Annotated in this window: 21 protein-coding genes and 2 pseudogenes; 6 read left to right on the plus strand and 17 right to left on the minus strand. The window is 42.3% G+C overall.

The window, feature by feature from the left end; genetic code table 11:
• Positions 1–64 precede the first annotated feature (64 nt).
• A complete protein-coding gene (locus tag V7K46_RS30325; RefSeq protein WP_335119883.1) occupies positions 65–2,740 on the plus strand; it encodes a TonB-dependent siderophore receptor in 2,676 nt (891 codons plus the stop codon).
• On the plus strand, positions 2,728–3,762 hold the full coding sequence (locus V7K46_RS30330; protein WP_335119885.1) for an iron-siderophore ABC transporter substrate-binding protein: 1,035 nt from the start codon (positions 2,728–2,730) through the stop codon (positions 3,760–3,762). Before V7K46_RS30325 ends, V7K46_RS30330 begins: the two co-directional genes overlap by 13 nt.
• 44 nt (positions 3,763–3,806) lie before the next feature.
• Here V7K46_RS30330 and V7K46_RS30335 read toward each other — a convergent pair whose 3' ends face one another.
• From V7K46_RS30335 to aat, 5 genes are all read right to left on the minus strand, one after another.
• Positions 3,807–4,202: a hypothetical protein gene (locus tag V7K46_RS30335; protein WP_335119887.1), complete on the minus strand. Its 396-nt coding sequence runs from the start codon at positions 4,200–4,202 to the stop codon at positions 3,807–3,809.
• 328 nt (positions 4,203–4,530) lie between these two features.
• The gene (locus tag V7K46_RS30340; protein ID WP_335119889.1) at positions 4,531–4,869 is read right to left on the minus strand and encodes a DUF5615 family PIN-like protein; all 339 of its coding nucleotides are present in this window, start codon (positions 4,867–4,869) and stop codon (positions 4,531–4,533) included.
• A complete protein-coding gene (locus V7K46_RS30345) occupies positions 4,866–5,090 on the minus strand; it encodes a DUF433 domain-containing protein (protein WP_196526632.1) in 225 nt (74 codons plus the stop codon). Before V7K46_RS30345 ends, V7K46_RS30340 begins: the two co-directional genes overlap by 4 nt.
• A 159-nt stretch (positions 5,091–5,249) precedes the next feature.
• Positions 5,250–5,426: a hypothetical protein gene (locus tag V7K46_RS30350; RefSeq protein WP_335119892.1), complete on the minus strand. Its 177-nt coding sequence runs from the start codon at positions 5,424–5,426 to the stop codon at positions 5,250–5,252.
• A gap of 92 nt (positions 5,427–5,518) precedes the next feature.
• A complete protein-coding gene (gene aat, locus V7K46_RS30355) occupies positions 5,519–6,094 on the minus strand; it encodes a leucyl/phenylalanyl-tRNA--protein transferase (protein ID WP_335119894.1) in 576 nt (191 codons plus the stop codon).
• Between the two features lie 107 nt (positions 6,095–6,201).
• Here aat and V7K46_RS30360 point away from each other — a divergent pair, with 107 nt between their 5' ends.
• The gene (locus V7K46_RS30360; RefSeq protein ID WP_012410384.1) at positions 6,202–6,531 is read left to right on the plus strand and encodes a hypothetical protein; all 330 of its coding nucleotides are present in this window, start codon (positions 6,202–6,204) and stop codon (positions 6,529–6,531) included.
• Between the two features lie 55 nt (positions 6,532–6,586).
• Here V7K46_RS30360 and rpsN read toward each other — a convergent pair whose 3' ends face one another.
• From rpsN to V7K46_RS30390, 6 genes are all read right to left on the minus strand, one after another.
• Positions 6,587–6,889: a 30S ribosomal protein S14 gene (gene rpsN, locus V7K46_RS30365; protein WP_298913413.1), complete on the minus strand. Its 303-nt coding sequence runs from the start codon at positions 6,887–6,889 to the stop codon at positions 6,587–6,589.
• Between the two features lie 149 nt (positions 6,890–7,038).
• Positions 7,039–7,728, minus strand: coding sequence for an endonuclease III (gene nth, locus V7K46_RS30370; RefSeq protein WP_335119896.1), 690 nt, complete (start codon positions 7,726–7,728; stop codon positions 7,039–7,041).
• On the minus strand, positions 7,704–8,804 hold the full coding sequence (rseP, locus tag V7K46_RS30375) for an RIP metalloprotease RseP (protein ID WP_335119898.1): 1,101 nt from the start codon (positions 8,802–8,804) through the stop codon (positions 7,704–7,706). The genes nth and rseP overlap by 25 nt, the downstream gene beginning before the upstream one ends.
• Before the next feature lie 460 nt (positions 8,805–9,264).
• The gene (serS, locus tag V7K46_RS30380; protein WP_335119900.1) at positions 9,265–10,563 is read right to left on the minus strand and encodes a serine--tRNA ligase; all 1,299 of its coding nucleotides are present in this window, start codon (positions 10,561–10,563) and stop codon (positions 9,265–9,267) included.
• Between the two features lie 193 nt (positions 10,564–10,756).
• On the minus strand, positions 10,757–11,074 hold the full coding sequence (locus V7K46_RS30385) for a hypothetical protein (protein ID WP_335119902.1): 318 nt from the start codon (positions 11,072–11,074) through the stop codon (positions 10,757–10,759).
• Positions 11,075–11,317: 243 nt separating this feature from the next.
• Entirely contained in the window at positions 11,318–11,896 is a 579-nt protein-coding gene (locus V7K46_RS30390; protein WP_335119904.1) for a DUF3611 family protein, read from the minus strand.
• Positions 11,897–12,582: 686 nt separating this feature from the next.
• On the opposite strand from V7K46_RS30390, the gene V7K46_RS30395 reads away from it, so the two are divergent.
• Positions 12,583–12,930 (plus strand): PadR family transcriptional regulator, encoded by a 348-nt coding sequence (locus V7K46_RS30395; protein WP_335119906.1) that lies wholly within the window; start codon positions 12,583–12,585, stop codon positions 12,928–12,930.
• A 266-nt stretch (positions 12,931–13,196) separates the two neighbouring features.
• The gene (locus tag V7K46_RS30400; protein WP_335119908.1) at positions 13,197–13,727 is read left to right on the plus strand and encodes a cofactor assembly of complex C subunit B; all 531 of its coding nucleotides are present in this window, start codon (positions 13,197–13,199) and stop codon (positions 13,725–13,727) included.
• Between the two features lie 450 nt (positions 13,728–14,177).
• Here V7K46_RS30400 and V7K46_RS30405 read toward each other — a convergent pair whose 3' ends face one another.
• Positions 14,178–14,495, minus strand: coding sequence for a DUF3155 domain-containing protein (locus V7K46_RS30405; protein WP_273769574.1), 318 nt, complete (start codon positions 14,493–14,495; stop codon positions 14,178–14,180).
• A 286-nt stretch (positions 14,496–14,781) separates the two neighbouring features.
• Here V7K46_RS30405 and V7K46_RS30410 point away from each other — a divergent pair, with 286 nt between their 5' ends.
• Positions 14,782–16,137 (plus strand): GAF domain-containing sensor histidine kinase, encoded by a 1,356-nt coding sequence (locus tag V7K46_RS30410; RefSeq protein ID WP_335119910.1) that lies wholly within the window; start codon positions 14,782–14,784, stop codon positions 16,135–16,137.
• A gap of 122 nt (positions 16,138–16,259) precedes the next feature.
• Here the strand turns inward: V7K46_RS30410 and V7K46_RS30415 are convergent, their stop codons facing one another.
• From V7K46_RS30415 to V7K46_RS30430, 5 genes and pseudogenes are all read right to left on the minus strand, one after another.
• Positions 16,260–17,504: an S-layer homology domain-containing protein gene (locus tag V7K46_RS30415; RefSeq protein WP_335119912.1), complete on the minus strand. Its 1,245-nt coding sequence runs from the start codon at positions 17,502–17,504 to the stop codon at positions 16,260–16,262.
• 530 nt (positions 17,505–18,034) lie between these two features.
• Positions 18,035–18,679 (minus strand): annotated as a pseudogene (locus V7K46_RS30420) (S-layer homology domain-containing protein); the annotation flags it as partial.
• A 1,658-nt stretch (positions 18,680–20,337) separates the two neighbouring features.
• Positions 20,338–21,051 (minus strand): conjugal transfer protein TrbI, encoded by a 714-nt coding sequence (locus V7K46_RS30425; protein ID WP_335119913.1) that lies wholly within the window; start codon positions 21,049–21,051, stop codon positions 20,338–20,340.
• Between the two features lie 914 nt (positions 21,052–21,965).
• Positions 21,966–22,085, minus strand: a pseudogene (locus V7K46_RS32240) (PEP-CTERM sorting domain-containing protein); the annotation flags it as partial.
• Between the two features lie 218 nt (positions 22,086–22,303).
• Positions 22,304–24,517: a tetratricopeptide repeat protein gene (locus V7K46_RS30430; protein WP_335119915.1), complete on the minus strand. Its 2,214-nt coding sequence runs from the start codon at positions 24,515–24,517 to the stop codon at positions 22,304–22,306.
• Between the last annotated feature and the right edge of the window lie 43 nt (positions 24,518–24,560).

A 24,560-nucleotide genomic window follows, 5' to 3' on the forward strand; every position in this document is an offset into this window, starting at 1 on the left:
ATATCTTTGACATATTTTGTAGTGTGGTGATTTCAAAGTAAATAGCTAATTGTGAGGAGTCATAGTGGCTTTGGAAAAATTATTTGTCTTGTTTCGGCGATGTCTTTTATTTACTGCCTCAATGGTGGCATATACTCTTCCTGTTCTGAGTCAGGAGATACCAAAAACTGACAAACAACCATTACCCCAACAGATAGCAGCCAATCAAATTAAATCAACCCAAAAGATTTATAGTTTGAGTGATATGCAGTCTGCTTTCACCAGCGCAACTTATTTACTGAGGACACCCAGAGATCAGAACAAAGTCTCCCAACTTAGTCAAGCTACAACTCCTGTAGTGTCGGTGACGGATGTGAAGGTAAACACCACCGACAAAGGAATAGAGATAATTTTAGTTACGCCCAGTTCTGAGAAATTGTCAGTTTCTGGGAAAGTAGAAGGTAATTCCTACGTTGCAGATATCAAGAATGCTCACTTTCAACTGACAAGTGGTGAGAGTTTCCAACAATCAAAGCCATCTGCCGGAATAGCACTAGTTACAGTTACCAATGTGGACACTAACACGGTGCGGTTAACAGTAGTTGGGAAAACGGGTGCGCCAGTGGTGGAATTGTTTGATAGTCAAACTGAGGGTTTGGTGTTTGGGGTAACTTCCACTGCAACAACACAGCAGACACCAGGGGAAAACCCGGCGATAGAACTAGAGGTAATTGCTTCCCCAGATACTGGTTATCGCGTACCGGATGCCACTACCGGGACAAGAACAAATACGCTAAACCGGGATATTCCACAAACGGTTCAAGTTGTCCCAAGGGCAGTGATTGAAGACCAAGCAGACAAACGCGTTGGCGATGTCCTGAGAAATCTTGGTATCGGTCAGAACTCGGAACCAAGCCGCCTTGGCGAGAGTGTGATTATTCGCGGTTTTGATGTTGAGGCTTCAAATAGTCTCAGAGATGGTTTGAGAGATAATTTCACTAGTTTTATTGGCACTCCATTTCAAAATGACCTTGCCAACATAGAACGGATAGAAGTGCTACGTGGACCAGCTTCGGTACTTTACGGAAATGGCTCACCGGGAGGTGTGTATAATCTTATAACTAAACAGCCACTCAGTACACCTTACTACTCAATAGAGGGTAATGTCGGTAGTTATAGCTTATATAAATCCTCCATAGACTTCACAGGTCCTCTGACGACTGATAAAAAGCTGTTGTATCGCTTCAATGCTGACTACGAAAATTCCGGCAGCTATATTAATCATGTATACGCAGAGCGGACTTTTTTTGCACCCGTGATTACTTGGCAACCGAGTCGTGACACAAAGTTGACTGTATCCGGGGAGTATCTCAATTCACGACAAGCGGAACTCTCCCCTCTGGGTTTACCAGCGATTGGAACAATACTACCAAATCCAAATGGCAAGTTTTCTCCTAACACCTATGTGGGAGATCCCACGCAAGACAGAGAGAAGGTGACACAAGGACGAGCTGGCTATAAATTTGAGCATAATTTTAGTGATAAGTGGTCTTTGTACAATAGCTTGAGCTATGCGTTTGCAGAGCGACCTTATACTACCAACGTCACACCAACGAGTTTAGAGGCAGATAACCGTACCGTTGATCGCTTTGAGCAGATTTGGGGTCCGACTAGCGTCAGCAACCTTTCTCAAGATACTCATGTGGTGGGTAAGTTCAACACTGGTTCTCTAGAACACCAATTGCTCGTTGGCGTTGATTGGTATCAACGGATAGTTTCACCCTTCAGTTTTGTAATCCGAACTTTTCCGTCGCTTGATATTTACAATCCAGTTTATGGACAGACACCAGGAGATTTTTTGGACACTCGCAAAGATAAGGAAAGAATCGATGACTTAGGAATTTATTTTCAAGACCAATTAGCGATCGCACCTAATCTGAAGTTGGTATTGGGTGGACGTGGTGACTTTGAGGATCAAAAGATCGACGCCACAACCACCCAAGACCCCACAAGCCCTATTGAGAGAAGTGTTACCTCCCAATCCAATTCAGCGTTTAGCCCACGCTTAGGCATTGTTTATCAACCGATTCCACCTGTTTCACTCTACGCTAGCTACAGTCGCTCTTTCGATCAAGCTTTGGGTACAGATGTTAATAACAATTCCTTTGAACCTACACGCGGTACTCAGTATGAAGTTGGAGTCAAAACCGACTTGCTCAATAATAAACTTTCCGCAACACTCGCTTTGTACCAACTCACCCAAAGCAACATTGTAACGACAGATATAAACAATCCCATCTATGCTATCCAAGTTGGTGAGCAGAGAAGTAGAGGTGTTGAGCTATTTTTCACTGGGGAACTTACCCCAGGATGGAATATTATTGCCGCTTACAACTATACTGATGGTCGTGTAACTCGTGACAACACTTTTAAAGTTGGAAGTTTACTTGCTAATACTCCAGAAAATAGCGCTTCTCTATGGACAACCTATATTATCCCCAAAGGCAAATTGCAAGGGTTGGGAGGTGGCTTGGGTGTGTTCTATTTTGGTGACAGAGAAGGTGATTTAACTAACACATACACTTTACCCAGTTATGTTCGCACCGATGCTGCTTTATACTACCGCCACAACCACTTCCAAGCAGCACTAAATTTCCAAAATTTGTTTGACGTTCTTTATTATGGAGGTGCTTACAATATTAATCGCGTTTTTCGAGGTGAACCTTTCGGGGTAGAGGCAACTTTAAAGTGGCAATTATAAAAGTAACAATTATGGTGAGATGGCTATCCCTAATTGCAATGTTGCTGCTGCTATTTTTGTATGGTTGCAGCTTGTGGAAACCTTCACACAACAATAGTCATTCCTTGACTAAATCACCATCCCAAATTGATGTCCGCGTAGTCAAACACGTTATGGGTGAAACGATAGTTCCTGCCCATCCTCAACGGGTAGTAGTTTTGGTTTACGCTTTATTAGAACCTACTTTTGCTTTGGGAGTCACGCCCATCGCTGCCCCAAAGGATGCTGTCTCTGACTTACAGCGATTGGTGGGCAAATTTAAAGGCATTGAGGATGTGGGTTTGGAGTCTCCCAATCTAGAGAAACTTTTGCGACTCAAGCCAGACTTAATTCTGGGCTTGAGTTCCCATCAAGATATCTACAGCCTGTTATCCCACATCGCACCTACAGTTTTGGCTACTTTTGATCCAGCTGCACCGTGGAAGGGGTTCTTAGCTTCTACTGCTGATGCCTTAGGGAAAACTCAGTTAGCGCAGCAGTTGATGACTAATTATTATGCACGTTTAGCACAGTTGAAAGCTTCTATAAATCAGCGTCTGTTACCTACAGTTATATCGGTGGCTGAATTGCGTACTGATGGAGTTTTCCTACCTGAGGCGGCTTCTTTTGAGGGAGAGATATTTAAAGATGCTGGTATTCAACGTCCGCCAAATCAGTTACTCCATTTTGAGACGAGCAACAAAATGCGCTTGGGAGGACGTTATGCTTTTCTTCCCATATCTGAGGAACTCTTGGGTGAAATTGATGGAGATATCCTATTTTTAGTCACCGAAGATATAAGGAGTCATCAAAATCCCAATTCAGAACTTCAAAAGTTGAAGGCATCTCCACTATGGTCTAAGTTAAAAGTCGTGCAGCACTCCTCAGTGCATGAAGTTGGTTTTTACTGGCGTGGTATGGGCCCCATCTCGGCAAACCTATTAATAGACGATTTATTCCGATATTTAATTAAATCTATTAAACCAACAACTACTATGCCATAAGTATCCCACACTCAATATATGATATTGGCGTTCTCACGCATCACTCAGGACAGGCTTTTTAATTGCAGATGATCGGGCATAAATCCCGGTGATTGCCCGAATTCAATCAACGACTGCCCGAATTCAATCAACGACTGCCCAAATTCAATTAACGACTGCCCGAATTCAATCAACGACTGCCCGAATTCAATTAACGACTGCCCAAATTCAATTAACGACTGCCCAAATTCAATCAACGACTGCCCAAATTCAATCAACGACTGCCCGAATTCAATCAACGACTGCCCGAATTCAATTAACGACTGTCCGAATTCAATCAACGACTGCCCGAATTTAATATAGGAACTTAGTAAACTTGCTTTTATTAAACACGAAAGCGATCGCCTATTGAACCGATACAAAGCGTAGACGCTTCTTCGGCTTGTCGTCAGACATCGCACAAAAATTTATACCAATTGCTCATAACTGTTTAACTGTTAAGTGCGATCGCGAAGCACTGAACTATTAGTTCGCTGCTCACTCATTGGCTTGCCTATCTGAGCCAATAATCTCTAGACAGAACCTTTTAACTGCTGCTCTCATCAACTAACGGCATTCGACCGCGCCAACTGAGAACTAGGAACACAGTTGCCAGTGCCAGAATTTGCTAAAGATTTCACCCTTACAGTAGAAGGTTTATTTAGCTGGTTGCGGGAGTGACTGTTTTTGAATGTAGAAGAAAATATTGGGTTGATGCTAGGAAACCTAATCTACGGCGAACCTATACCCTTAATCCCCTCTGATTTCGACTAACGCTTCGCCAGATTGCAAAAGCTCTAATGCTTCTGGCAATGTTGAATTCAGAATCTCTTTCAATCGGTCATTTGACGTATTGCCACACGTCAACCAGATAACTTGTGGTGGACTTCCAAAACGATCAACTAAGTCAGCAAAGTCACTGTCTTTGGTCATGAAGATGACTCCTCTAACCCTCGCGGCCTCAAAAATATCAGGATCTTCGGCATCTCTTAGCCCAACATCACGCAAAGCTAATGCCGTTATGCCGAATGTGATAGTGATCCAAGTTGCAATTGCAGGTGACAGATGTGCATCTACCCAGATCGTCATGCAACCAAAACGGGATGATTGAGCTTACGTGAAGCGTATACAAGTGCTGCTTTAAGATCATCCGCTTCTAAATCGGGCATTTCTTCTAGGATTTGTTCGGCACTCAGTCCTGCCGCAAACAAGTCGAGTACATCTGATACCCGAATTCTCATGCCCCGGATACAGGGACGACCACCACACTGTTTGGAATTAACTGTAATTCTTCCAAGTAAGTCTGACATACGGTTTCACTCGGAGATAGTCTTTAACCCAGTATATGTAAGGTAGACGCTCCTTACATCACTCCATTCAAACTGCATAAACGCTTAATGAACAAGAGAGGAACAGTTAAGCCCATTATCCCTTATTTCAGATGAATGAAAAATCCTGCGATCACTTCATTACTCATCTGCTAACCACTTTTTGTAATCGCAACTCATCAGCTTTTGTTTAACCGAATCAATGACCTCAGATGAAAAAGTCGTCATTGATCCAACTCGGTAAACGTCATTTAGGACAACGTGGTAATCTTTTCCTGTATACTCAGCAACAACTTGAGCTAGACTGCGATCGGACATATTTTTGTAGAGTATTGATAGCAAAGGCAGATATTTCTGATCATCAATGCCTTGAGGAAAAGAGAAAAGCTGTGTTAAAAGTCTCTCAACCTTTACATGAAAGAACAGCGACGTTGCAACGCTTGCTTAAGTAAAGTTTGATATTCTTCATCCTCAATCCGATAAGCACCAAACCTCTCCAAATGAGGATTCATCATTTGGGCATCAAAAAACACAAATTTCCTCTGGCGCAATCTTTCCACCAACTTCACCATCGCTACCTTCGAGCCTTCGGGAATGCGGTAAAACATCGACTCGCCAATGAAAGCACCGCCAATAACAATCCCTAAAATTCCCCCAGCTAATTCGTCACCTTGCCAAGTTTCAAAACTATAAGCATAACCATTTTGGTAAAGTAGCCAGTAAATCTTTTGCAATTCTGGTGAAATCCAAGTTGTTTCGCGGTTAGCACATCCAGCCACCACAGCTTGGAAGTCCCGATTAATCGCCACACTAAAACGCTCTTGATTGATGACACGCTGCAAAGACTTGGGGTAGCGAAACCGCTCATCCAAAGGAATAAAAGTCCGATCGCGACTTCCGTACCAACTCAGGCGATCGCGCTCATCAGCCATGAGAAAATAGCCTTGTGCATAACCCTCAACAATAGCGGCGATATCATATTGCATAAATAAATATAAAAAAACACTCTTAGAAACGCAATTTGATGCTAACAGTCATTCTCTGCTTTCCTCTGCGTTTCCCTCTGCGTCCCTCTACGTTTAAGATAAAAAAAATGACTCAACCAATTCCGCCCATCACCCTACCACCGCCTGAAAATCCGCTGCTCGAAGGTGAATGGTTACGAGAGCGTTTACAGCGGTGGCTAGATACAGAATTTATCCCCGAAGCAGTCAACCAAAATATTGCCCAACGAGCCGCACAGATTTTTGTGCGTCAACGGATGGAAGGAGAAAACGACCTTGGTTCTCTGGTAATTGCCATTGTCACAGAGATGCAGTCGTATGATTTTTCCAATAGCTTCTATGGAGAGTTTGCGATCGCCAACGCCGTCAGCGATCTACTCTTAGAAAGTCTGGGAATTGATAAATGTTGTGGTCAATAATTTTTGTCATTTGTCATTAGTCCTTTGTTATTTACCAATGACTAATGACTGTTGACTACCAACTAGACTTAACAACTCCAGGCAAAAGACCTTCATGTGCCCATTCCCGCAGCACATTCCGAGACAGTCCAAAATCGCGGTAAACACCTCTAGAACGACCAGTCAGCCAGCAACGATTGCGGTGGCGGGTGGGCGCACTATTCCGGGGTAGCTGTTGAATCTTCCGGTGGATTTCCAGCTTATCCAGGGGAGATTCTGCACTTCTGAACTCATCCAGAAGAGCTTCCCGCTTGTCAGCATACTTTTCTATCAACCTGGTGCGCTTTTTCTCGCGCTCAATCAAGCTCTTTTTTGCCATACAATTTTTAATTGATTAAAAGACAGCATTTTCCATTCTACAGTCTCTCTATCAATTCTAGGGTTTTTGTGTTGCCTACTGGTCTGTCAACCTGAAATTGACGGACATGGGAACACGGGACGAAGAGACAGAAATTACTCACTGAAAACCTACCCTACAACCACTGGTTTATTCGCAGCAGGGCATAAATCAGCAAGCTCACAAGCAATGCAGGCAGGAGAACGGGCTTTGCAAATCGCACGACCGTGATAAACCAGCCGAATTGACCAATTTTCCCAATCTGATTGCGGCAATAACCCGATTAAGTCTTGCTCAATCCGAACTGGGTCTTTTGCTTCAGTTAAACCCAAACGTTCGCACAGGCGCTTGACGTGAGTATCTACCGTCACCCCAGCATTAATGCCATAAGCATGAGCCAGAACTACATTTGCTGTCTTCCGCGCCACACCTGGAAGCTTTAACAACTGTTCCATTTGGTTGGGGACAACAGAGTTAAACTCAGTGACAATCATCCGACAGGCGGCTTGAATGTTCTTGGCTTTATTGCGATAAAACCCAGTTGAACGCACCAAGCTTTCTAATTCCACCAAGTCAGCGATCGCTAAACTAGCAGCATCAGGAAACTTACCAAATAAAGCCGGTGTCACTTTATTTACTCGCTCATCAGTACACTGAGCCGAAAGAATAGTTGCCACCAACAGTTGTACTGGCGTTGAGTAATTCAAAGAGCAAGTAGCATCTGGATAAAGACGCTTCAGACGAGCTAAAATTTCTAGCGATCGTTGCTTTTTAGATAACGATTTGCAGGTAATACTCACTGGAACAATTTTTGTACCCACTCCAATTGGCTAGTTAATTGAGTAGTTTCTTTGACTATCAAGAAAATTCCTAGTCCTAAGAGTAGCACCAAACCTGTTTGCATTACACCTTCTTGAATACGAGCAGGCACAGGCTTACCGCGCAAACCTTCAATCAGCAGAAAAGCGAGTTGTCCACCATCCAAGGCTGGTAAAGGCAAAATGTTGATAATAGCCAAATTAATGCTGATAATTGCAGCAAAAGACAACAAGTTTACGCTATTGTCCTCAGCTAATTTTGCACCTATTTTGACAATATTAACTGGCCCAGAAACTTGTCCAGCAGTTTGTTGAAAGTTGGTAATCAACTGCCCAAAACCATTGAGTGTCCCAACAAATAATTGTTGAAACCTGTTAGCAGCAATACCGAAAATTTCAAAAGGACTATTAGGACGGCGATAAACTGCTGTAGCATTTGGGCTGAGTGCCACACCAACTACACCTTTGCCATCGGCTCCTAGTTTTGGTGTTAATTTCAGGGATTGTTGTTGGTTTTCACGTTGAATTTTCAGTTCGATTTGCTGATTGGGATGAGTTTGAATTTCTTTAGTCAGCAAAGGAGTTGACTTGTCAGAAGCCGGGAGTTCTTGACCGTTCACAGCCAGAATAATATCTCCTTCCCGAATTCCTGCTTGATAGGCAACAGATTCTTGATTAACAGGCTGTACAAGGACACCAGCTTGATAGTTTAATTCCTTGGGAATACCGACGATACCCAATTGCAGAGCCAGCACCAAATAGGCAAATATTAAATTTGCGATCACTCCGGCACTGATAACTATCGCCCGGTCTAAAACTGGACGGTTACGCAGCAGATTCGGGTCATTGGGTGGAACATCGCTATCGGGGTCATCATCGGGAAAGCCCACAAAGCCGCCCAAGGGAAAGGCACGGACAGCATATTCGGTTTGTGAACCTTGGTACTTTAAAAGAACTGGGCCAAAACCCAAAGAAAAACGGTTAACCAGAATGCCTTGAGAACGGGCTGCAACAAAATGTCCCAACTCGTGTACCAAGATCAGAACAGCCAAGACTGCGATCGCTGCTAAAACTGACATAGAGTAAATTAGTGAAGATATTAAGCTATATTCTTATCTCCATTCTAATTGGGCATTTGGCATTGGGGAGCCACTGCGTTGTCCGGGTTCCCCGGCTTGTATCCCTACGGGGACAAGCTACGCGCAGCGTCTCCCTTAGGAGAAGCAAGTGGCGTCATTGGGTATGGGGCATATTTCATCCCTGGTTCTAACATCTAAAGCTAATAGAGTGCGTTACGCTGTCGCTAACGCACCCTAACTGTCTATATACTCCAAATCGTAAGTTTTGGTCAGATTGGTTTTTCTGTTAAAACAACAACGATAGTATTACCCACACAACATAAGAGGCGATTGGAAGCCAAAACAGCAAATCAACAATATAACGGTATTGGAATTGTATTGTTGGCTTTGAAACACGTTCTGGTGAGACTGGTTGCGAAATTTGCGGTACAACTGTTGACTTTTCAACTCTTTGTAAATTTTACAGCGATGGAAAACCCAACTTTTCTCCCTGCTGAAAGTAAGGTTGCAGCGCTTCTGGTATCTTCACCGTCCCATCAGGTTGTTGATAATTCTCCAAAATTGCTGCCATCGTCCGTCCTACCGCTAAACCCGAACCATTGAGGGTATGTACGAACTGAGTACCTTTCTTCCCCGCCTCTTTGAAGCGAATATCAGCCCGTCGCGCCTGGAAATCTATAGTATTGGAACAGCTAGAAATTTCGCGGTATTTGCCAGAAGAGGGCAACCAAACCTCTAAATCATAAGTTTTGGTCGAGGCAAATCCTAAATCCCCAGTACTTAAATTTACGACTCGGTAAGGCAACTGCAACGCCTGTAAAATTGCTTCTGCATTCCCCACCAATTTCTCCAGTTCATCAAAGGACGTACTAGGTTCGACAAATTTCACCATTTCCACCTTGTAAAATTGATGCAGGCGAATTAATCCCCGCATATCGCGCCCATAACTACCAGCTTCGCGGCGAAAACAGGGAGTAAAAGCACAGTGGTAGATAGGCAAGTCTTCCGCAGCGAGAATTTCACCCCGGTAGAGATTTGTAACTGGAACCTCAGCTGTAGGAATCAGCCACAAATCGTCATCAGCGCATTTAAAGCTTTCTTCAGCAAACTTGGGTAACTGACCGGTCGCCGTTAAAGACTCGGTATTCACTAACAGCGGCGGACTGACTTCCACATACCCAGCTTGAGTATGGAGAGTCAGCATAAATTGAATTAATGCCCTCTCCAATGCTGCACCAGCGCCTATCAATGTCACAAAGCGACTTTGGGCAACTTTTACAGCCCGCTCGACATTGAGAATACCTAGCTTTTCGCCGATTTCCCAGTGAGGGAGAATATTCGGGTTTTGGAGAATGTACTCATCACCCCAACGGCGCACTTCTACGTTATCTTCCTCATTCTTTCCAAGGGGTGTAGAGTCGCTTGGTAAGTTGGGAAGTGCCAATACAAGTTGGGCAATTTCAGCTTTGAGGTTTTTTTCCTGGGGTTCCAGTTCGCTCAACGTAGTTTTGACAGAGTTACCTTCATCCCGCAAAGCTTGAATTTCTGGGTCTTGAGGATTTATCCCAGATTTAATCTTCTGCCCGACAATTTTACCGATTTCGTTGCTACGAGCTTGAAATTGACTACGTGTCCCCTCTAGTTGCCGTTGTTGCCGATCTAATTGTAAAATCGGTTCAATGTCGTATTTACCACTACGACTGTTCAATCGTTCTTGAACTAATTGCGGATTTTCCCGTATTTGCTTAATATCCAGCACAGATTTTTCTCAGTTTTTAGCCTAAATTCTTCCTGTCAATACAGTTAACATATAAGCATTTAGCATATAGTAAATTTGCTTTGCTGTAACTGGAAAAACAAAGTTTATTGGAAAAATTAGTCTCAATCTTTAATCAAGATTTTACCCTAGCATCACTGCCAGGGCTAAGAAATCACATAATGCATGTGACTAATCATGAATTCTGATCTTGAGTTACTGTCGTTTCAGTAACCTGAGCAAGACTCTGACCATTACCATTATTGTTATCAGCGGCTGCAAACGTCCGTTGAGTGATATTCGCTGGTTCCTTATCGTCTCTATTTTGTCCAGGTGAAGGTAACCAGTATGCAAGCACACCTGATAAACCACCCCAGTAAAGCGCAATATTCTTTTCGTCCCCTGGCGAGCCAAGCTTGAAAATGCACAGCCCCAACACGATGCTACTAAAGAAAACCTGTACGCCAAATCTCCATACGTCTTGATTAAATTTCTGTGCTGGTTGATTTTTCATAGTGTCAGACTTCCAAAAAAGGTACTTATCATCCCTATGCTAGTTTTGGCATCACCTACTAGAGGCTTGTAGAGACGTGAGATTTCACGTCTCTACAACAGGACTTTGATGACAAACCAACTAATCAAATTTAATGAAGGATTATAAGGATTATGTAATTGTCTTCACACCCAGTTTTGTCCGTTTCGGAAAAGTATGATTAATTTCTTTTGACTTCTGAAAACTCAGCACTTATGACTCATATTAAGGTCGGTTAATCCGATTGAGTAGCCAAAGTGACGCAATAAGCCCTGCAAAATGTGCTGAGACAGTGTTAGTGTTTGCCTGCACCACAAGCATATCTAGACCGCTAATAATCCGGGTGGGGTCAAAAAATTGCGTAGTTATAGCTTGGGGAGATATGGATCTTGCTACCAGTGTCCCCACGATCGCTTGCGCCCCCAAAAGAGTTACCAGCGTTCCCCCTAAATTCACCCACAGCCCTAAGCGTAATACTTGCACAGTCTCGCTTTTGCGAGGGCGGTTGCTGGAATTGGAGGATTCCAATTGCTTGCCAATTCTAGTGTAACGATAAGCTAAATAAATGCCCACAGCCAAAATAACCAGTCCACAAATTGCTAAAAATACGCCAAAGCCAGTCCCAGGATTATTAGTAGGACTGCCAGTTCTTTGATTAAAGATGGCGAACAGCAGCACAATTATGCTAGAAACAACGCCTAGTACTAGCTGAATCCAGAAGCTAATCCAACCTGTAAGGCGAAAGGTTTGGGCAATCGCCCGGAGAGTTGAGGAAGATGATGGAGCATCGGGAGTCTGTGACATACTGTTCACCAATGTGCTGGGCGCTTTCAAAGGACACAAAAACACGGAGAGAAGTCTGATCTAAAAGCCTCAAATCAGAACTTCCAGGGGACACGGAAAGCCTTGTTGAGAGGTATCGCACTTTGCGTCTCTCCCTTCGCTAGTCTTTGCGTCTTCTTTGATAAATTTACTATTACACTTGCCAAATAAGACAAGAGATTCTCTTGTCGAGGAAATCAGAAATAGTTAATGCTTAGGTGTGTCCACAGGCGTAGCAGCTTTAACCCATATGCCTTCTGCTTAAGCTTTTAGAATCTACATTGGTAAAATCACTGGAAAACAAAGTGTTTCTTAAGTTTTACAGACAAAATTGCATTTTACCTGTAAGATTTCTTCGATGGCATTTTATTGCTTAAGCAGTTCTAACCAGTTCGGCATCACTTAATACCAAGATAGTGACTTCGCCACTGTCTGTTTGCTCCTCACCACACCGGATCGAGCTTGGGTAGGGGTACAGTATTTTGTGCCCTTAAAACTCGCAAATTCGTCCCACAACTTCACAGGCGTGGGTAATCATTTGGTGTTTACGCTTTGGAAATATAATCTAAGTAGCTTTATATATATTACTCACTTAGTAGTAGCACTGTATACTGACTACAAGAATTGTAGACCTTACCCTAAGGCATTTTTTTAGCCATTCACTAACCATGAAACTTGAGGATATATATCAATTTTTTGAGAATCCTCCGCCAACTTACCTTTGTCAGGAAGTAGCAGTTTGTTACATACTGTCTGTTTTATTACAAGGTGAATCCTACGGAACTGAGTTGATTGAGCGATTAGAAACTGAATATCCCACCTATAGGCTTTCGGATACCGTACTTTATAGTGCAATCAAATTTCTGGAAGACCAAAAGGCAATCACTGGATATTGGAAGAAACTCGAAGGACGAGGACGCCCCAGGCGGATGTACCAAGTTTTTCCAGGATGGCAAGTTCAAGCACAAGATTTAGCAATTCTTTGGCAAGACTACATCAACAGAAGGACAAAGTAACGAATAATTGATAATGAATAAGTCTCCTCCAGTCAATCAATTTTGGATTTTGGATTTCCGATTTTGGATTGACCCCGACCACAAGGGTATGGGGCTTAAGGATTTTAAATTGAGAATTTTGGATTTGTTCCGCCCACGTACTCCTACGGAGAAGCAAGCTACGCGTAGCGGCACGAAGTGCGGGGTGGGGCATGAACCAAAAAATCTTTTATCTAAAATCTAAAATCTAAAATCTAAAATTCGTAGTCAAACACTAACAATTAGTTATGGATACTGCTATTCTGCCATCTACGTTCCTGCTTACCTTGTTGTTATCGGTTGGGCTGTTTTTCTTTATTCGTGCCTCGACTAAAGACCGCATAGAAACAGCGCAACTGGTATCTGAACAAGACGAAGCTGCTTTAATGTCTCAATTAAAAGAGTATTTTCGCTCACGGTCTTACCGAGTGGCAGCGGTAGACCGAGAACAAAACAAAGTGACTTTTGAAGGTTTTGTTCGCCCCAGTTGGTTCTTAGCTATATTTTTAACTCTGCTAGCAGCGACTGGTATTGTTTGTCTATCACTAGTCGTTTCTCTGCTTTTTCCTAACCTCAGTACCCTTGTTCTGGCTATGGTACTGCTGTCGCCTTTAAGTGGTCTATTTTATTGGAAAAAATCTGGAAGACTTGAGAAGGTGTCGCTCAAAGTAGAAACAACTCAGAGCGAACAAACCTCCTCAAGTAAGATCACTGTAGTTGCCCATCGAGATGAACTCAGTGAGTTACAGAGAACTCTACAGCTCAAGGCTGGTGAATAATTGTTGGTTTGGGTGACCATCTCTTAACTATGATATGCAGACTTTTTACCTGACCTACTCTTTAGGCAATGGAAAGTAGTTAGGAGGAAATCAAGACTTCTGCTTTGTCAGTTTTCCCCACGACTTGTGTCGTGGGGAAAAATTTAAATTCATTAACTTAAATTTGTTGACAGAGCTTCCTTAATAATTTACGGCATAAGAGCGCAACTTCACTAGCGCTTTTGGACGCGCTTGGCTCTATACCCACTCCCTTCTGCATCATGACACTAGCATCAACCCATGCAATCTAGCGTGGTTTGAGACGAGTTGACTTTCCAACTACTTGGACTAGCCTTAAAAAGCAAATCAGCTCCAAACTAAAAAAAAATTAAATTTTGCATAAACTTAGCAATTTTGCCAGTTAATGATAGTCAGGAGCCACATTCAATGCGTAAGATGACCATTTCTGGTTCACCGAGTAGCTAAAGCAAGAGGTTCTTGACCTGGCGAAGGTTCTAACACCCTCAAGCTAGGAAACAAGAAATGGTTTTCCTCTACGTATTGAGCACCAAAGAGTCCCTTTTCTGCCCAGAAATAACGGTCTGTGGTGTGTTCGTTTCGCTTTACGAGTAGCAATGCCGGTGGCAAAATCCCTTCAGCTTGAATGAATCTTCTCGCTGCTGTCACAGGTTTTTCTTCGCCACTTTCGATGCTATATTGAGGCACATGTTCCAAAATCCGCCGTCCTTCCTGACGACGACGACTTTTCCTTTTGCGTCTCCTTGCCAATCTATTGTCCTCCTCTTTCAAGCTATAGATTGTAGTGATAGCTACAAAATCCGTCGTCATTATATAAGTTCTAGTTCAAAATATCAATAGTTTTTAACCTTTTAATGCAAGAAAATTAATATCTTTGAAGCTAGAGAAAACAAAACCACCTAAGGATATAATCCCTTGGTAGTAACCATCACTAAGAAGATTTTAGTTAAGCTTTATAAAATGAATGAGGTAAAAACTAAGTATCCTCTCTTAACATCATGCCTCAAAATCTGTAATCTTGAGCAAGAGCTAAAAAATGTTAATGTCTGCCAGTTCCGATTTTCTGGCTCTGTGTCGAGAGCAAATAGCGCTGCTAACCCAAGGGCTGGGAGCAACTTTAAGTATTGTGTACCTCACACAAGAATTGGTAGAGACTCCCTCAGGTGAGGCCAAACTGATTCCTGTGGTAATTTACCCAGAAACAGCATTATTACCGCCAGGAGAGGAGACTGCTGAAGCGACAGTACACAAGCAACTTCAAGTTGGAAATGTGTTTATATTACCCAATGATCACAGAAGGTTATTGACAGCAGGATCAGAATCTCCAACCTCGTCACGGGAGTCTGAAAGACCAGACGCATCTCAACCCCATCTAAAAGAAGAATACCTACTTAGTGGTAATCAAATTGTTTTACCTCTGGTTTATGAGGGTGTGATGATGGGGTTACTGGTGACGGGTAGGCAAGACCGGGCATGGAATGAACATGAGGAAAGTCAGATTCAACGGATAGCTCAAACACTGGCGATCGCTTGTATTTTAGATCAACGGCGGGCATGGTTTGAGCAGCAGTTGCGTGAGCAACAAATTCTCCAAGAAAAACAGGGGGATTTACTGGATAACCTGTTGCATCAGTTTCGCAACCCTTTAACGGCGTTGCGGACTTTTGGCAAACTGCTATTGAAACGGTTCCGGCCAGCAGATGCCAATCGAGATGTGGCAAATAGTATTGTGCGGGAAAGCGATCGCCTCCAAGAATTACTGCAACAATTTGAGCAAGTAATTGACTTGACAGAGGTAGATTTAGCACCACTACATCTACCGGAAGATGAAGTATTTGTAGAAGCAAGTATCCAAAAAGATGCTAAACCGCCGCTATTATTACCGGGAACGGGAGATAAAGCGGTTGACTGCTCGTTAGCAGATATATTAGAACCATTATTAATATCAGCCAAAGCGATCGCCCAAGAACGAAAGCTAAAACTAATAACTGAAATTCAAGATAATTCATCTTTAGTGCGTGCCAATGTCAAAGCATTACGAGAGGTGTTAACTAACATTATTGATAATGCTTTGAAATATACTCCCACTGGCGGCAAAATTTTGATTCAGGCTGGGCAAGAAAAAGCTAATTTTCAGGGAATAGTCATTAGTGATAACGGGCCTGGCATTCCACCTGAAGATTTAGAACATCTTGGAGAACGGCATTATCGAGGTGTACAAGCGCAAACAGAAATCCCCGGCACAGGTTTGGGGCTAGCGATCGCTAAACAATTAATAGAGCAAATGCAGGGCGAAATCGAGATTTTCAGCCCTGCAATCAACTCTAAGCTAACTTCACCCGATGCGCCGGGGACTACGTTTATTATTTGGTTACCGGAAGTTGAAAACTAAAAGTTAGGAGTTGGGAGTGAGGAGTACAGACGCGATTAATCGCGTCTGTACAGGAGTTGGGAGTTTTCAATTAAAAAGTCGTTTCAATTCACCACTGACCGCTCATAACTCCTCACTCCTGACTATCTAAGTGAAACCAACAAGTTTTGATTAATCGTCATTTGTAAATCAGTATTTGGGTCAATGGCGATTAAGTCAACACTCTTCTTACCGAAGAACAGACCAACCAATGCACCGATACCAGCGCCACCCAAGACTTCTTCTGTGGCAATGGCGCGATCGCCAGTGACAGCTGATATCGCAGTTGCTGCACCTGCGCCCAATACAGTATTCTTGATAATTGAACCAGTACTAATACCCTTCTTGACGGTTTCAGTTTTGGTAATCACTTCAGAAGTAGCGTTAAGCTGATACTCCTGACCATTGGTCAAAACCAGTTTCTGGGCAACGAATTGAGAACCGCCTGTAGCAGGTTTGAGTTGACCAATAACTTGACTACCAGCAGGAATCACTACAGAAGATCCGTCTTGCGTAACCACGTTTTGGGATACAGTCAATGTCAAAGGCGCTGTTTCATCCTTCGTAACCAGAATTTTTTCTGCCTTGTCATACTTCACAGGAATAGCAGTCCCTTGGGCAATTGTGACTGATACAGGTGTTGGGGTAGTAGATCCGACAGCCACGACATAGGGCGAGTTAATTGCTGAGGCTTGATTAGAACTAACCAATGCTTGGTAAATAAAAGCTGCTACCTGGGCGCGAGTGGCGGTTGCAGTTGGCTTCAGCAACTTCACATTCGGATAGTTCACCACAATTTGCTTCTGTGTTGCTGCGGCGATCGGGCTACGGGCATAGCTAGCGATGTTAGAGGCATCGTTGAAGTATTGCAGAGTGCTTTCAGTATTGCCGCTGGGACTATATTCCAGACCATTAGCCAAAGAAACCAAAACCTGCTCACGGGGAATGGCTTGGTTAGGTTCAAAACGATTTCCAGGATAACCAGATAAGAAACCAATGCTATAAGCTTGCTCTATTGCACTGGATGCCCAATAGTTGCTGGGCACATCAGTAAAATTGATTGTCTGCCGTTGCTGTGTTTTTTGGAAGGCTTTGTTGACCATCGCCGCAAATTGAGCGCGTGTCACCGGTTCTTCAGGGCGGAAGCTACCATCAGGAAATCCGGCAATTACACCTCGCTGTGACAATTGTTGAATAAATTGTGCCGCCCAATAGTTAGATGAAACATCAGAAAAAGTAGTTTGAGCTAAAGATGGCGAAGCTGTAATCAAAGGCGCTACAGTACCGACTGTGACGCTTAAAGCCATGAGGGCAGCTGTTCTAGATTGCCAACGATTTAAAGTAAACATTAATTTTTAACTCCGGTAAAATTAGGTTTTTTACTGTTAAATAATAAGACAACTTACTGAAGTATTGAGTTCCGCCTTATTTATGCTTTTTGTCAAAACCATTACTTTAGTCATACAGTTATAATTTAAAAGCCTCTATCAAAGTAACTAAGCAATATAAATAGTCTAATCACCAAATTAATTCTTAGCGCAATTAAATAAGTATTCCAAAAAATATCGATACTGATTAAGACGATATAGAGGTAGAATGGTTGCTGTTCAATAAAATTTTTTATAGTTAAAAATGAATGCGATCGCCCACTATAGTTAAAGTGGCGATCGCCTATCAGGGGTGATTAAAGTCACGACTTGAATTGAGTTAAATCTAATAGCAAGATTGTGGTACTAAATTCTAACTTTAATTTAGTGTGAGCCTTAAATCCTGTGCAGTTCTAAGGACAATAGTAGTCCCTTAAGAAAATATGACTGATACAGGTGTTGGGATAGTAGATCCGACAGCCACGACATAGGGCGAGTTAATTGCTGAGGTTTGACACGACATAGGGCGAGTTAATTGCTGAGGCTTGATTAGAACTAACCAATGCTTGGTAAATAAAAGCTGCTACCTGGGCGCGAGTGGCGGTTGCAGTTGGCTTCAGCAACTTCACATTCGGATAGTTCACCACAATTTGCTTCTGTGTTGCTGCGGCGATCGGGCTACGGGCATAGCTAGCGATGTTAGAGGCATCGTTGAAGTATTGCAGAGTGCTTTCAGTATTGCCGCTGGGACTATATTCCAGACCATTAGCCAAAGAAACCAAAACCTGCTCACGGGGAATGGCTTGGTTAGGTTCAAAACGATTTCCAGGATAACCAGATAAGAAACCAATGCTATAAGCTTGCTCTATTGCACTGGATGCCCAATAGTTGCTGGGCACATCAGTAAAATTGATTGTCTGCCGTTGCTGTGTTTTTTGGAAGGCTTTGTTGACCATCGCCGCAAATTGAGCGCGTGTCACCGGTTCTTCAGGGCGGAAGCTACCATCAGGAAATCCGGCAATTACACCTAGTTGAGATAATTGTTGAATAAATTGTGCCGCCCAATAATTAGATGAAACATCAGAAAAAGTAGTTTGAGCCAAAGATAGCGGGGAGCATCCCACTTTGATGAGTTTACCTTGCAAACGATAAGTCACTTGCCCACAAACAAAACCTGCTGATTTAGGCTCTACATAAGTTTGCGTTGGCGGATTTTGTTTATCTAACCGCGATTTCCAATCGCCAGATATTTTTTCTAAAGTAGAATGCTTACTTAAAAACTCGGAGTCTGCAACAATATCGTGAGATCCCTTAACGTTTACCTGAGAACTATTGATGTAGATATTATAATCATAAATCACGTTTTTATTTTGATGATCGTCATTGTTAATATCCTTGCCAGGAAAAGCATAGAGAATGTTTTTTGAGATTCTGACATCTGATGAGCCACGGGCAAATATTTGTCCACTTTTAATTTCTGGACTCTGATTATTTAAAACAGCTGTGTTATTGACGATATCAACATGCTCACTTAAAAATGTATGAATCCCTGAACCACCATTATTAAATGTCAGATTGTTTTGAATTAAAGTCCGTCCTCCATATGCATCCAAATTTGGGTTCTGATCATTTCTGGAAGTATCGATAATAATGCCATTACCATCTGTGATCTTTCCCACCGCAATCCAAGGGATGTACATGCGATTGTTATATACCTTGTTGTTGGTCACGAACATCTTGTATCCCCGGTTGGTGTCAGAATTCCAATTGCTTCCCATCGAAATGCCACTGCAACCATAAACACCATACCAGGCATTATTGAACACAGTGTTATTATCTACCTTCACATAATCAGCCTGCAATGCTCCGATACCTGCTCCTCCACAGTCATGCACTTTGTTGTTCAGAATACGGATATGATGAACATGACCATTGGCTCGTCCGTCCATGTTTATACAGTTTCCGCTTGTAAGCGGATTTGATCTATTACTCTTTTGACTTAATGCATAATCAAGGGTTATATTGGCATTGTTTCCTATAACTTCCAGCCCGTTGATCTCAATATATGAAGCTCCATTTGAAATCAGGATACCGTTCCATGTATTGTGTTTAATTTTTGGGTAATGACCAGGATATGCTTTATACTTAATCCATGCATTTGCAGTTCCAGAACGTTTAATACTTACTACACTCGGAGCTTTAGCTAAATTTGTGTATACTCCGTTCATAATCAATACTGTATCGCCAGGATTAGTTATATCTGCTGCCTTTTGAATTGTCCTAAAGGCGGATGAAGTAGAGAGTCCATTATTTGTGTCATTTCCCTCACCACTAACATAATATGTTTTCGGAGTCGTCTGAGTGCTGATTAGTTCGTGGTTGGGTAGGATGATTTCCTTATTAGTGGATACCTGACGGGCGTTTTCAACTAAAGATACTTTTATCCTTTCTGCCCCAGCCAAAAGACTTAATAGCACGGGAATTGCAAGATATGTGCTTAAACTGAAACCTGGAATTACCACAAGATTAAGGCTCCTTTATCGCCACTACTGAACAAAAATATCAGGATATTCCGTAATTTTGAATACTTTTTTGAATAGAGAATACAATAGAGCCGACTTTCCTAGCTCCTCCTATAGCGCAATTAAATAAGTATTCCAATAAATATTGATACTGATTAAGACGATATAGAGGTTGAAGAGTTGCTGTTAAATAAAATTTTTTATAGTTAAAAATGAATGCGATCGCCCACTATAGTTAAAGTGGCGATCGCCTATCAGGGGTGATTAAACTCACGACTTAAATTGAGTTAAATCTAATAGCGGGATTGTGGTACTAAATTCAAGTTAGAATTCAGTGTGAGCCTCAAATCCTCTGCGGGTCTGAGGACAAAAGCATTTACTTGTTTTTTCCGCAACAGGACACTCGCACCCGCACCCGCAGCTGCGCCGAGAACAGGTTTTAAATCGTCAATTCTGTTGTTGCCAGTAATTAGTGAACCTAAAACACCAGCACCTCCACCAATAGCTGCATCAGTTAAAACCTGATTTGTGTTTGGTCCCCGTGAAACTCTTTGAGTTGTAGTATATGTCCGAGAACTTGCATTAATTGACTGACGCTGACCATTGGAAAATTCTAATTCTTGAGCTATAAACCGCACGCCTTTTCCTTGGTTTTGATCTGTATCTCTTGAATAATTATCTAAGTCAACAGGTTCTAGCCGTCCATTTACTTTAGTACCGGCAGGAATTAAGACGTTTCTATTTCTGTCGAGAATGTCATTAGCTATTCTTAAGGTTAGAGATTTACTTTCTCCAGGAGCAATAGTAATTGTCTCTTTTTCGTAGGTGACAGGAAAAGCAACCCCAGAAGGAATGGTAACGTTTCCGTATTGCCCAGTTCCATATTGCCCAAGTCTGTATTGTGCATTAGCAGGAGCAAAGCCCAATAGGGGGCTAATGACGCTTGTAGTAACTGCTATTGCCATAAGTGCAGCAGTTCCAGATTTCCATTGATATAGGCGAGTCATAAGAGGGTTGTCCTTTGTGTATGTGATGTATGTAATGACGGTGATTCACTGAGTTTGTTTCTGACTGTTTATGAACCTGTCTATAGGCGTATTCCGAAGATAAAAGTACTTATTATCATGAGGAGTCTGGGCGATCGCGACGCCAAATAGCCCATCGTAGACATCGCTCCTCAGAATTTGTATCTTGCTAATGTGCGTTACTAAAATCAGAGGCGAGACATTCATAGGACGCAAAACGAGTATCATCTTGTTCCCAAATGCTGTTTTATTACTTATGTCCACATATCTAAGCCATTGAATAGAGGCGAATGTGGCTAACTGCGAACTCTTACTTTTATTTTAGATTGATTTGCTAGGACTTGGGAGATATTTTCCTTATACAGAATTGGTATGACTATTCTGTAACTAGAGAATAGCAGCCAAACTCAAATTATGTCTTGGTGACTCAAAGTCGGACAACCATAAAAACGAAACCCGCGCTGACGGGTTTTAATGTTTTATTATCCACAAAAAGCGATCAGCTAAAATAATTCCCAGCTAGCCGGCTTCTGGAAGCAATCACTTGGGCATTAAACCGCAGAGGTGCTGAGAGTGGTGAGAAAAAACAATCTTATTTTACGAGTCACCTTGAAAAGGTTAGTGCGATCAATTTTTGATGCGATCGCAGCAATTCTTGTGCTGGGTTAAAATTTATTTACTTGCCATCAACAAGTATGAAATATGGAGTATGTAGCAGTTCTCAATTGCGTGGAATACTGGAGCCAGTTGTATAGGCAGGTTAACAGACTTGAGTACAACTGGCGTACCGTTCGTAGGGCTTCCCACAGGCTACGAGAACCGCTATAAACCTCATATTGGAGTCGGAAAATTCTCTAGTGAAATTAGATCCTTAAGGGCGAACAGGAACAGCTGTTCTAACCACCAAAGCTTTTAATATTTCTTCTCCAAGAATTTTTCCGAGATATCATATATATCCCTAGCAGGAATAGACCCGCTACTAGCGGAGGTTCGGGTATGCTTTTGAATTTGGCATATTATATTTATATATCTTATTCAAAAAATTATATACATTAAGCTTACTTTATGAACTGTGAAAATATTTTAGCACTTTGTAATTAGTAAACTGTTAGCGATCGCTATCTTAGTAGGTTCGCTGATAAATCGTCAAGTTAATATCAAGCTATTTTTTTTGACACTCCCTGCCTATTGGGACGCTAATCAGGTTCATCCTCAAGGGTTTTCGGCATCTGCTTTATAACTTTGACAAAATCTCTGGCAACAATTGACTAGGAACTTTGGATAAAGCCAGATTTTGTCCCTGTATCCCTAATTCATTATGAAAAGCACGAATAGTTTTCATTACATAAGTGAAGGTTGTTTTATAAGCCTCTGGTTGTTTACTTAATCCGTTTAAGGCTTGCAAATGGTTATCTAATGCTACTTCTAAGTGTTGGGAACGTGTTGCTTTGTCGCCATTAAAAGACTTATCTATTACTAGCTCATAATGTGCCAGTCCCAGGTTATTATAAGAGGCAAGCAAATCAAAACTTAAAGAAGTACTGCTAAGTGAGTGAGCCAAGGCTATAGCCTCTTCGTAAGCGCTGATACATAGTTGTAAATACTTTTGCCGTGCTTCTTTAGTTGTCTGAGATAGGTTTGCTAGATGCCAGTAGGCGGTACCGAGATTATTTTGTGTAGCGGCGCAGGCACTGGGAACATTAGCTGGAGTGCGATACTTGAGAGCTTCGCTATAGACATCTATAGCTAGCTGGAGATTTTGGGCTGGTTGTTCATATTGTGCCAAATTCCAACAGGCAGTACCGATGTTGTTTTGAATCATACCATACTTGAGCGGTTCCTGTTCGGGGTTGTAGTGTACAAGTGCTTCGTTGTAAGCTGCGATCGCTTTCTTTAAATGTATAATCGGTTGATTGTATTGCCCTAGATGCCAGTAAGCAGTACCCAAATTGTTCTGGCAAGCCGCATACTTTAAGGAGTCCATATCGGCTGTACGGTAGCTAAGTGCTTCACTATAAGCTAAAATTGCTTGCTGCCAATTTTCAGATGGGTGAGAAAAATGAGCTAAATCACCATAGGCTGTCCCCAAATTATTTTGCACACGAGCGTAAGTTTCCGAATGTGTCTGGGGCGAAATCATATTTAACGCCAACTGATAAAATTCTATTGCCTGCTCTATATAAGTTTGTCCTTCTTCAGAATTAGGTGGTGTGCGGTAAACCATCCAGTAGAGAGTACCCAAGTCATTCAAGATATCTGGGAGTTGCGGTGAGGTTTCGTCATAGCTAATTGCCTCCTGATAGGCAATAATTGCCACCATCAGATTTTCTAGGGTTGACTCTCCTTGCTCAATGCGAAGGCGGTATAAGGTGCCTAAGCGATGATAGGCTTCTGCCAGTACCTCACCTAGAACTTGCTTTTGGTGTAATTCTTCAATCTCCAACAAAATCTGGTGCAGTTGTAAATAATCCTCCGTATTTGGAGCGATACTGGTGTTTATTGTTGCTATCAATAGCTCCGTTAACTCGCTGCTAATATAAGATAAAGACGACAGCGATTGATTATTACTCCCACTACCAGACCTATTAGTAGATTCCTGCTGTTGTGGTGCAGCCTTCAATAAATCTGCTGTTGACGGCGAAACTTCCTGGGTTTTATATACGCCATTCCCTTGTATCTCTGCTGGAAAATCAGAATTATTCTCAAATTTTAACTCGGTGGCTGCGGTTTTCAGTTCTGCTTGGTTAACTGATTCATCTAGAATCGATTGCTCAATATTCCCTAAATCCAAGCTTCCAGAACGTGAAAAACGTTGTGGATAGCCCAAATTCTGAGTCGCTGGTGTGGGTTCTCCAGCAAACACAAATACGCCAGTCCGGCAACGCCAAAACTGTGGTGCTGATTGCTTGATAGCAGATAACCAAGGACGCGGTATCCATAACAGCAAGTTAGATTCTAGGAATCGGCTGGATTCTTGTGTAGAGAAATATTCTTCGCTTAAGCGGAGATAGTGTAAAAATAACCGTTGTGTTGCCACTGGTTGCTTGGTGAGATGCTCCACACCTACAATCTGAAATGCTGGGACTGGAAAAGGTCTTCTTGGGGTATCTTTTGATGCCCCAACAATTGGCGGTGGATAATTAGCCAACCATTGATTTATCTGGATTATGGGATTGGGATCATTTAAATTCAAACGCAATGTGACTAATCGCGGATAAGCTGAAGTGCTGTTTTCATCAGAATTTGATGGCTGATATAGTACCTGTCCAACAGGATAAGCCAATGTAGAGTGCAAACGGGCTGCCACCTGATTTCTTAAGTGTAAATCATCACATACCGCTAAAAAAAATTGTCGTCGTAAGCCAAGACTTAGGGCAAGTTTCAGGCGGTGGTATACTTGCCGATTCCAAGTAGAATTATTGTTGTGTGCAGGATCATTCACGCTCATAGCGGCTAAAGAGCCAAAACACAGTATATATCACCTTTATGGG

It is taken from the genome of Nostoc sp., from assembly GCF_036917395.1.
GTDB lineage: Bacteria > Cyanobacteriota > Cyanobacteriia > Cyanobacteriales > Nostocaceae > Nostoc.

Coding starts and splice junctions, on each gene's coding strand:
- V7K46_RS30395 (WP_335119906.1), top strand. CDS start 12,583: ATGAAACTTGAGGATATATATCAATTTTTTGAGAATCCTCCGCCAACT.
- rseP (WP_335119898.1), bottom strand. CDS start 8,804: ATGTCAGTTTTAGCAGCGATCGCAGTCTTGGCTGTTCTGATCTTGGTA.
- V7K46_RS30350 (WP_335119892.1), bottom strand. CDS start 5,426: ATGTCCGATCGCAGTCTAGCTCAAGTTGTTGCTGAGTATACAGGAAAA.
- V7K46_RS30340 (WP_335119889.1), bottom strand. CDS start 4,869: ATGACGATCTGGGTAGATGCACATCTGTCACCTGCAATTGCAACTTGG.
- V7K46_RS30360 (WP_012410384.1), top strand. CDS start 6,202: ATGACTCAACCAATTCCGCCCATCACCCTACCACCGCCTGAAAATCCG.
- V7K46_RS30430 (WP_335119915.1), bottom strand. CDS start 24,517: ATGAGCGTGAATGATCCTGCACACAACAATAATTCTACTTGGAATCGG.
- V7K46_RS30385 (WP_335119902.1), bottom strand. CDS start 11,074: ATGAAAAATCAACCAGCACAGAAATTTAATCAAGACGTATGGAGATTT.
- V7K46_RS30400 (WP_335119908.1), top strand. CDS start 13,197: ATGGATACTGCTATTCTGCCATCTACGTTCCTGCTTACCTTGTTGTTA.
- V7K46_RS30425 (WP_335119913.1), bottom strand. CDS start 21,051: ATGACTCGCCTATATCAATGGAAATCTGGAACTGCTGCACTTATGGCA.
- aat (WP_335119894.1), bottom strand. CDS start 6,094: ATGCAATATGATATCGCCGCTATTGTTGAGGGTTATGCACAAGGCTAT.
- V7K46_RS30410 (WP_335119910.1), top strand. CDS start 14,782: ATGTTAATGTCTGCCAGTTCCGATTTTCTGGCTCTGTGTCGAGAGCAA.
- V7K46_RS30390 (WP_335119904.1), bottom strand. CDS start 11,896: ATGTCACAGACTCCCGATGCTCCATCATCTTCCTCAACTCTCCGGGCG.
- rpsN (WP_298913413.1), bottom strand. CDS start 6,889: ATGGCAAAAAAGAGCTTGATTGAGCGCGAGAAAAAGCGCACCAGGTTG.
- V7K46_RS30345 (WP_196526632.1), bottom strand. CDS start 5,090: ATGTCAGACTTACTTGGAAGAATTACAGTTAATTCCAAACAGTGTGGT.
- V7K46_RS30415 (WP_335119912.1), bottom strand. CDS start 17,504: ATGTTTACTTTAAATCGTTGGCAATCTAGAACAGCTGCCCTCATGGCT.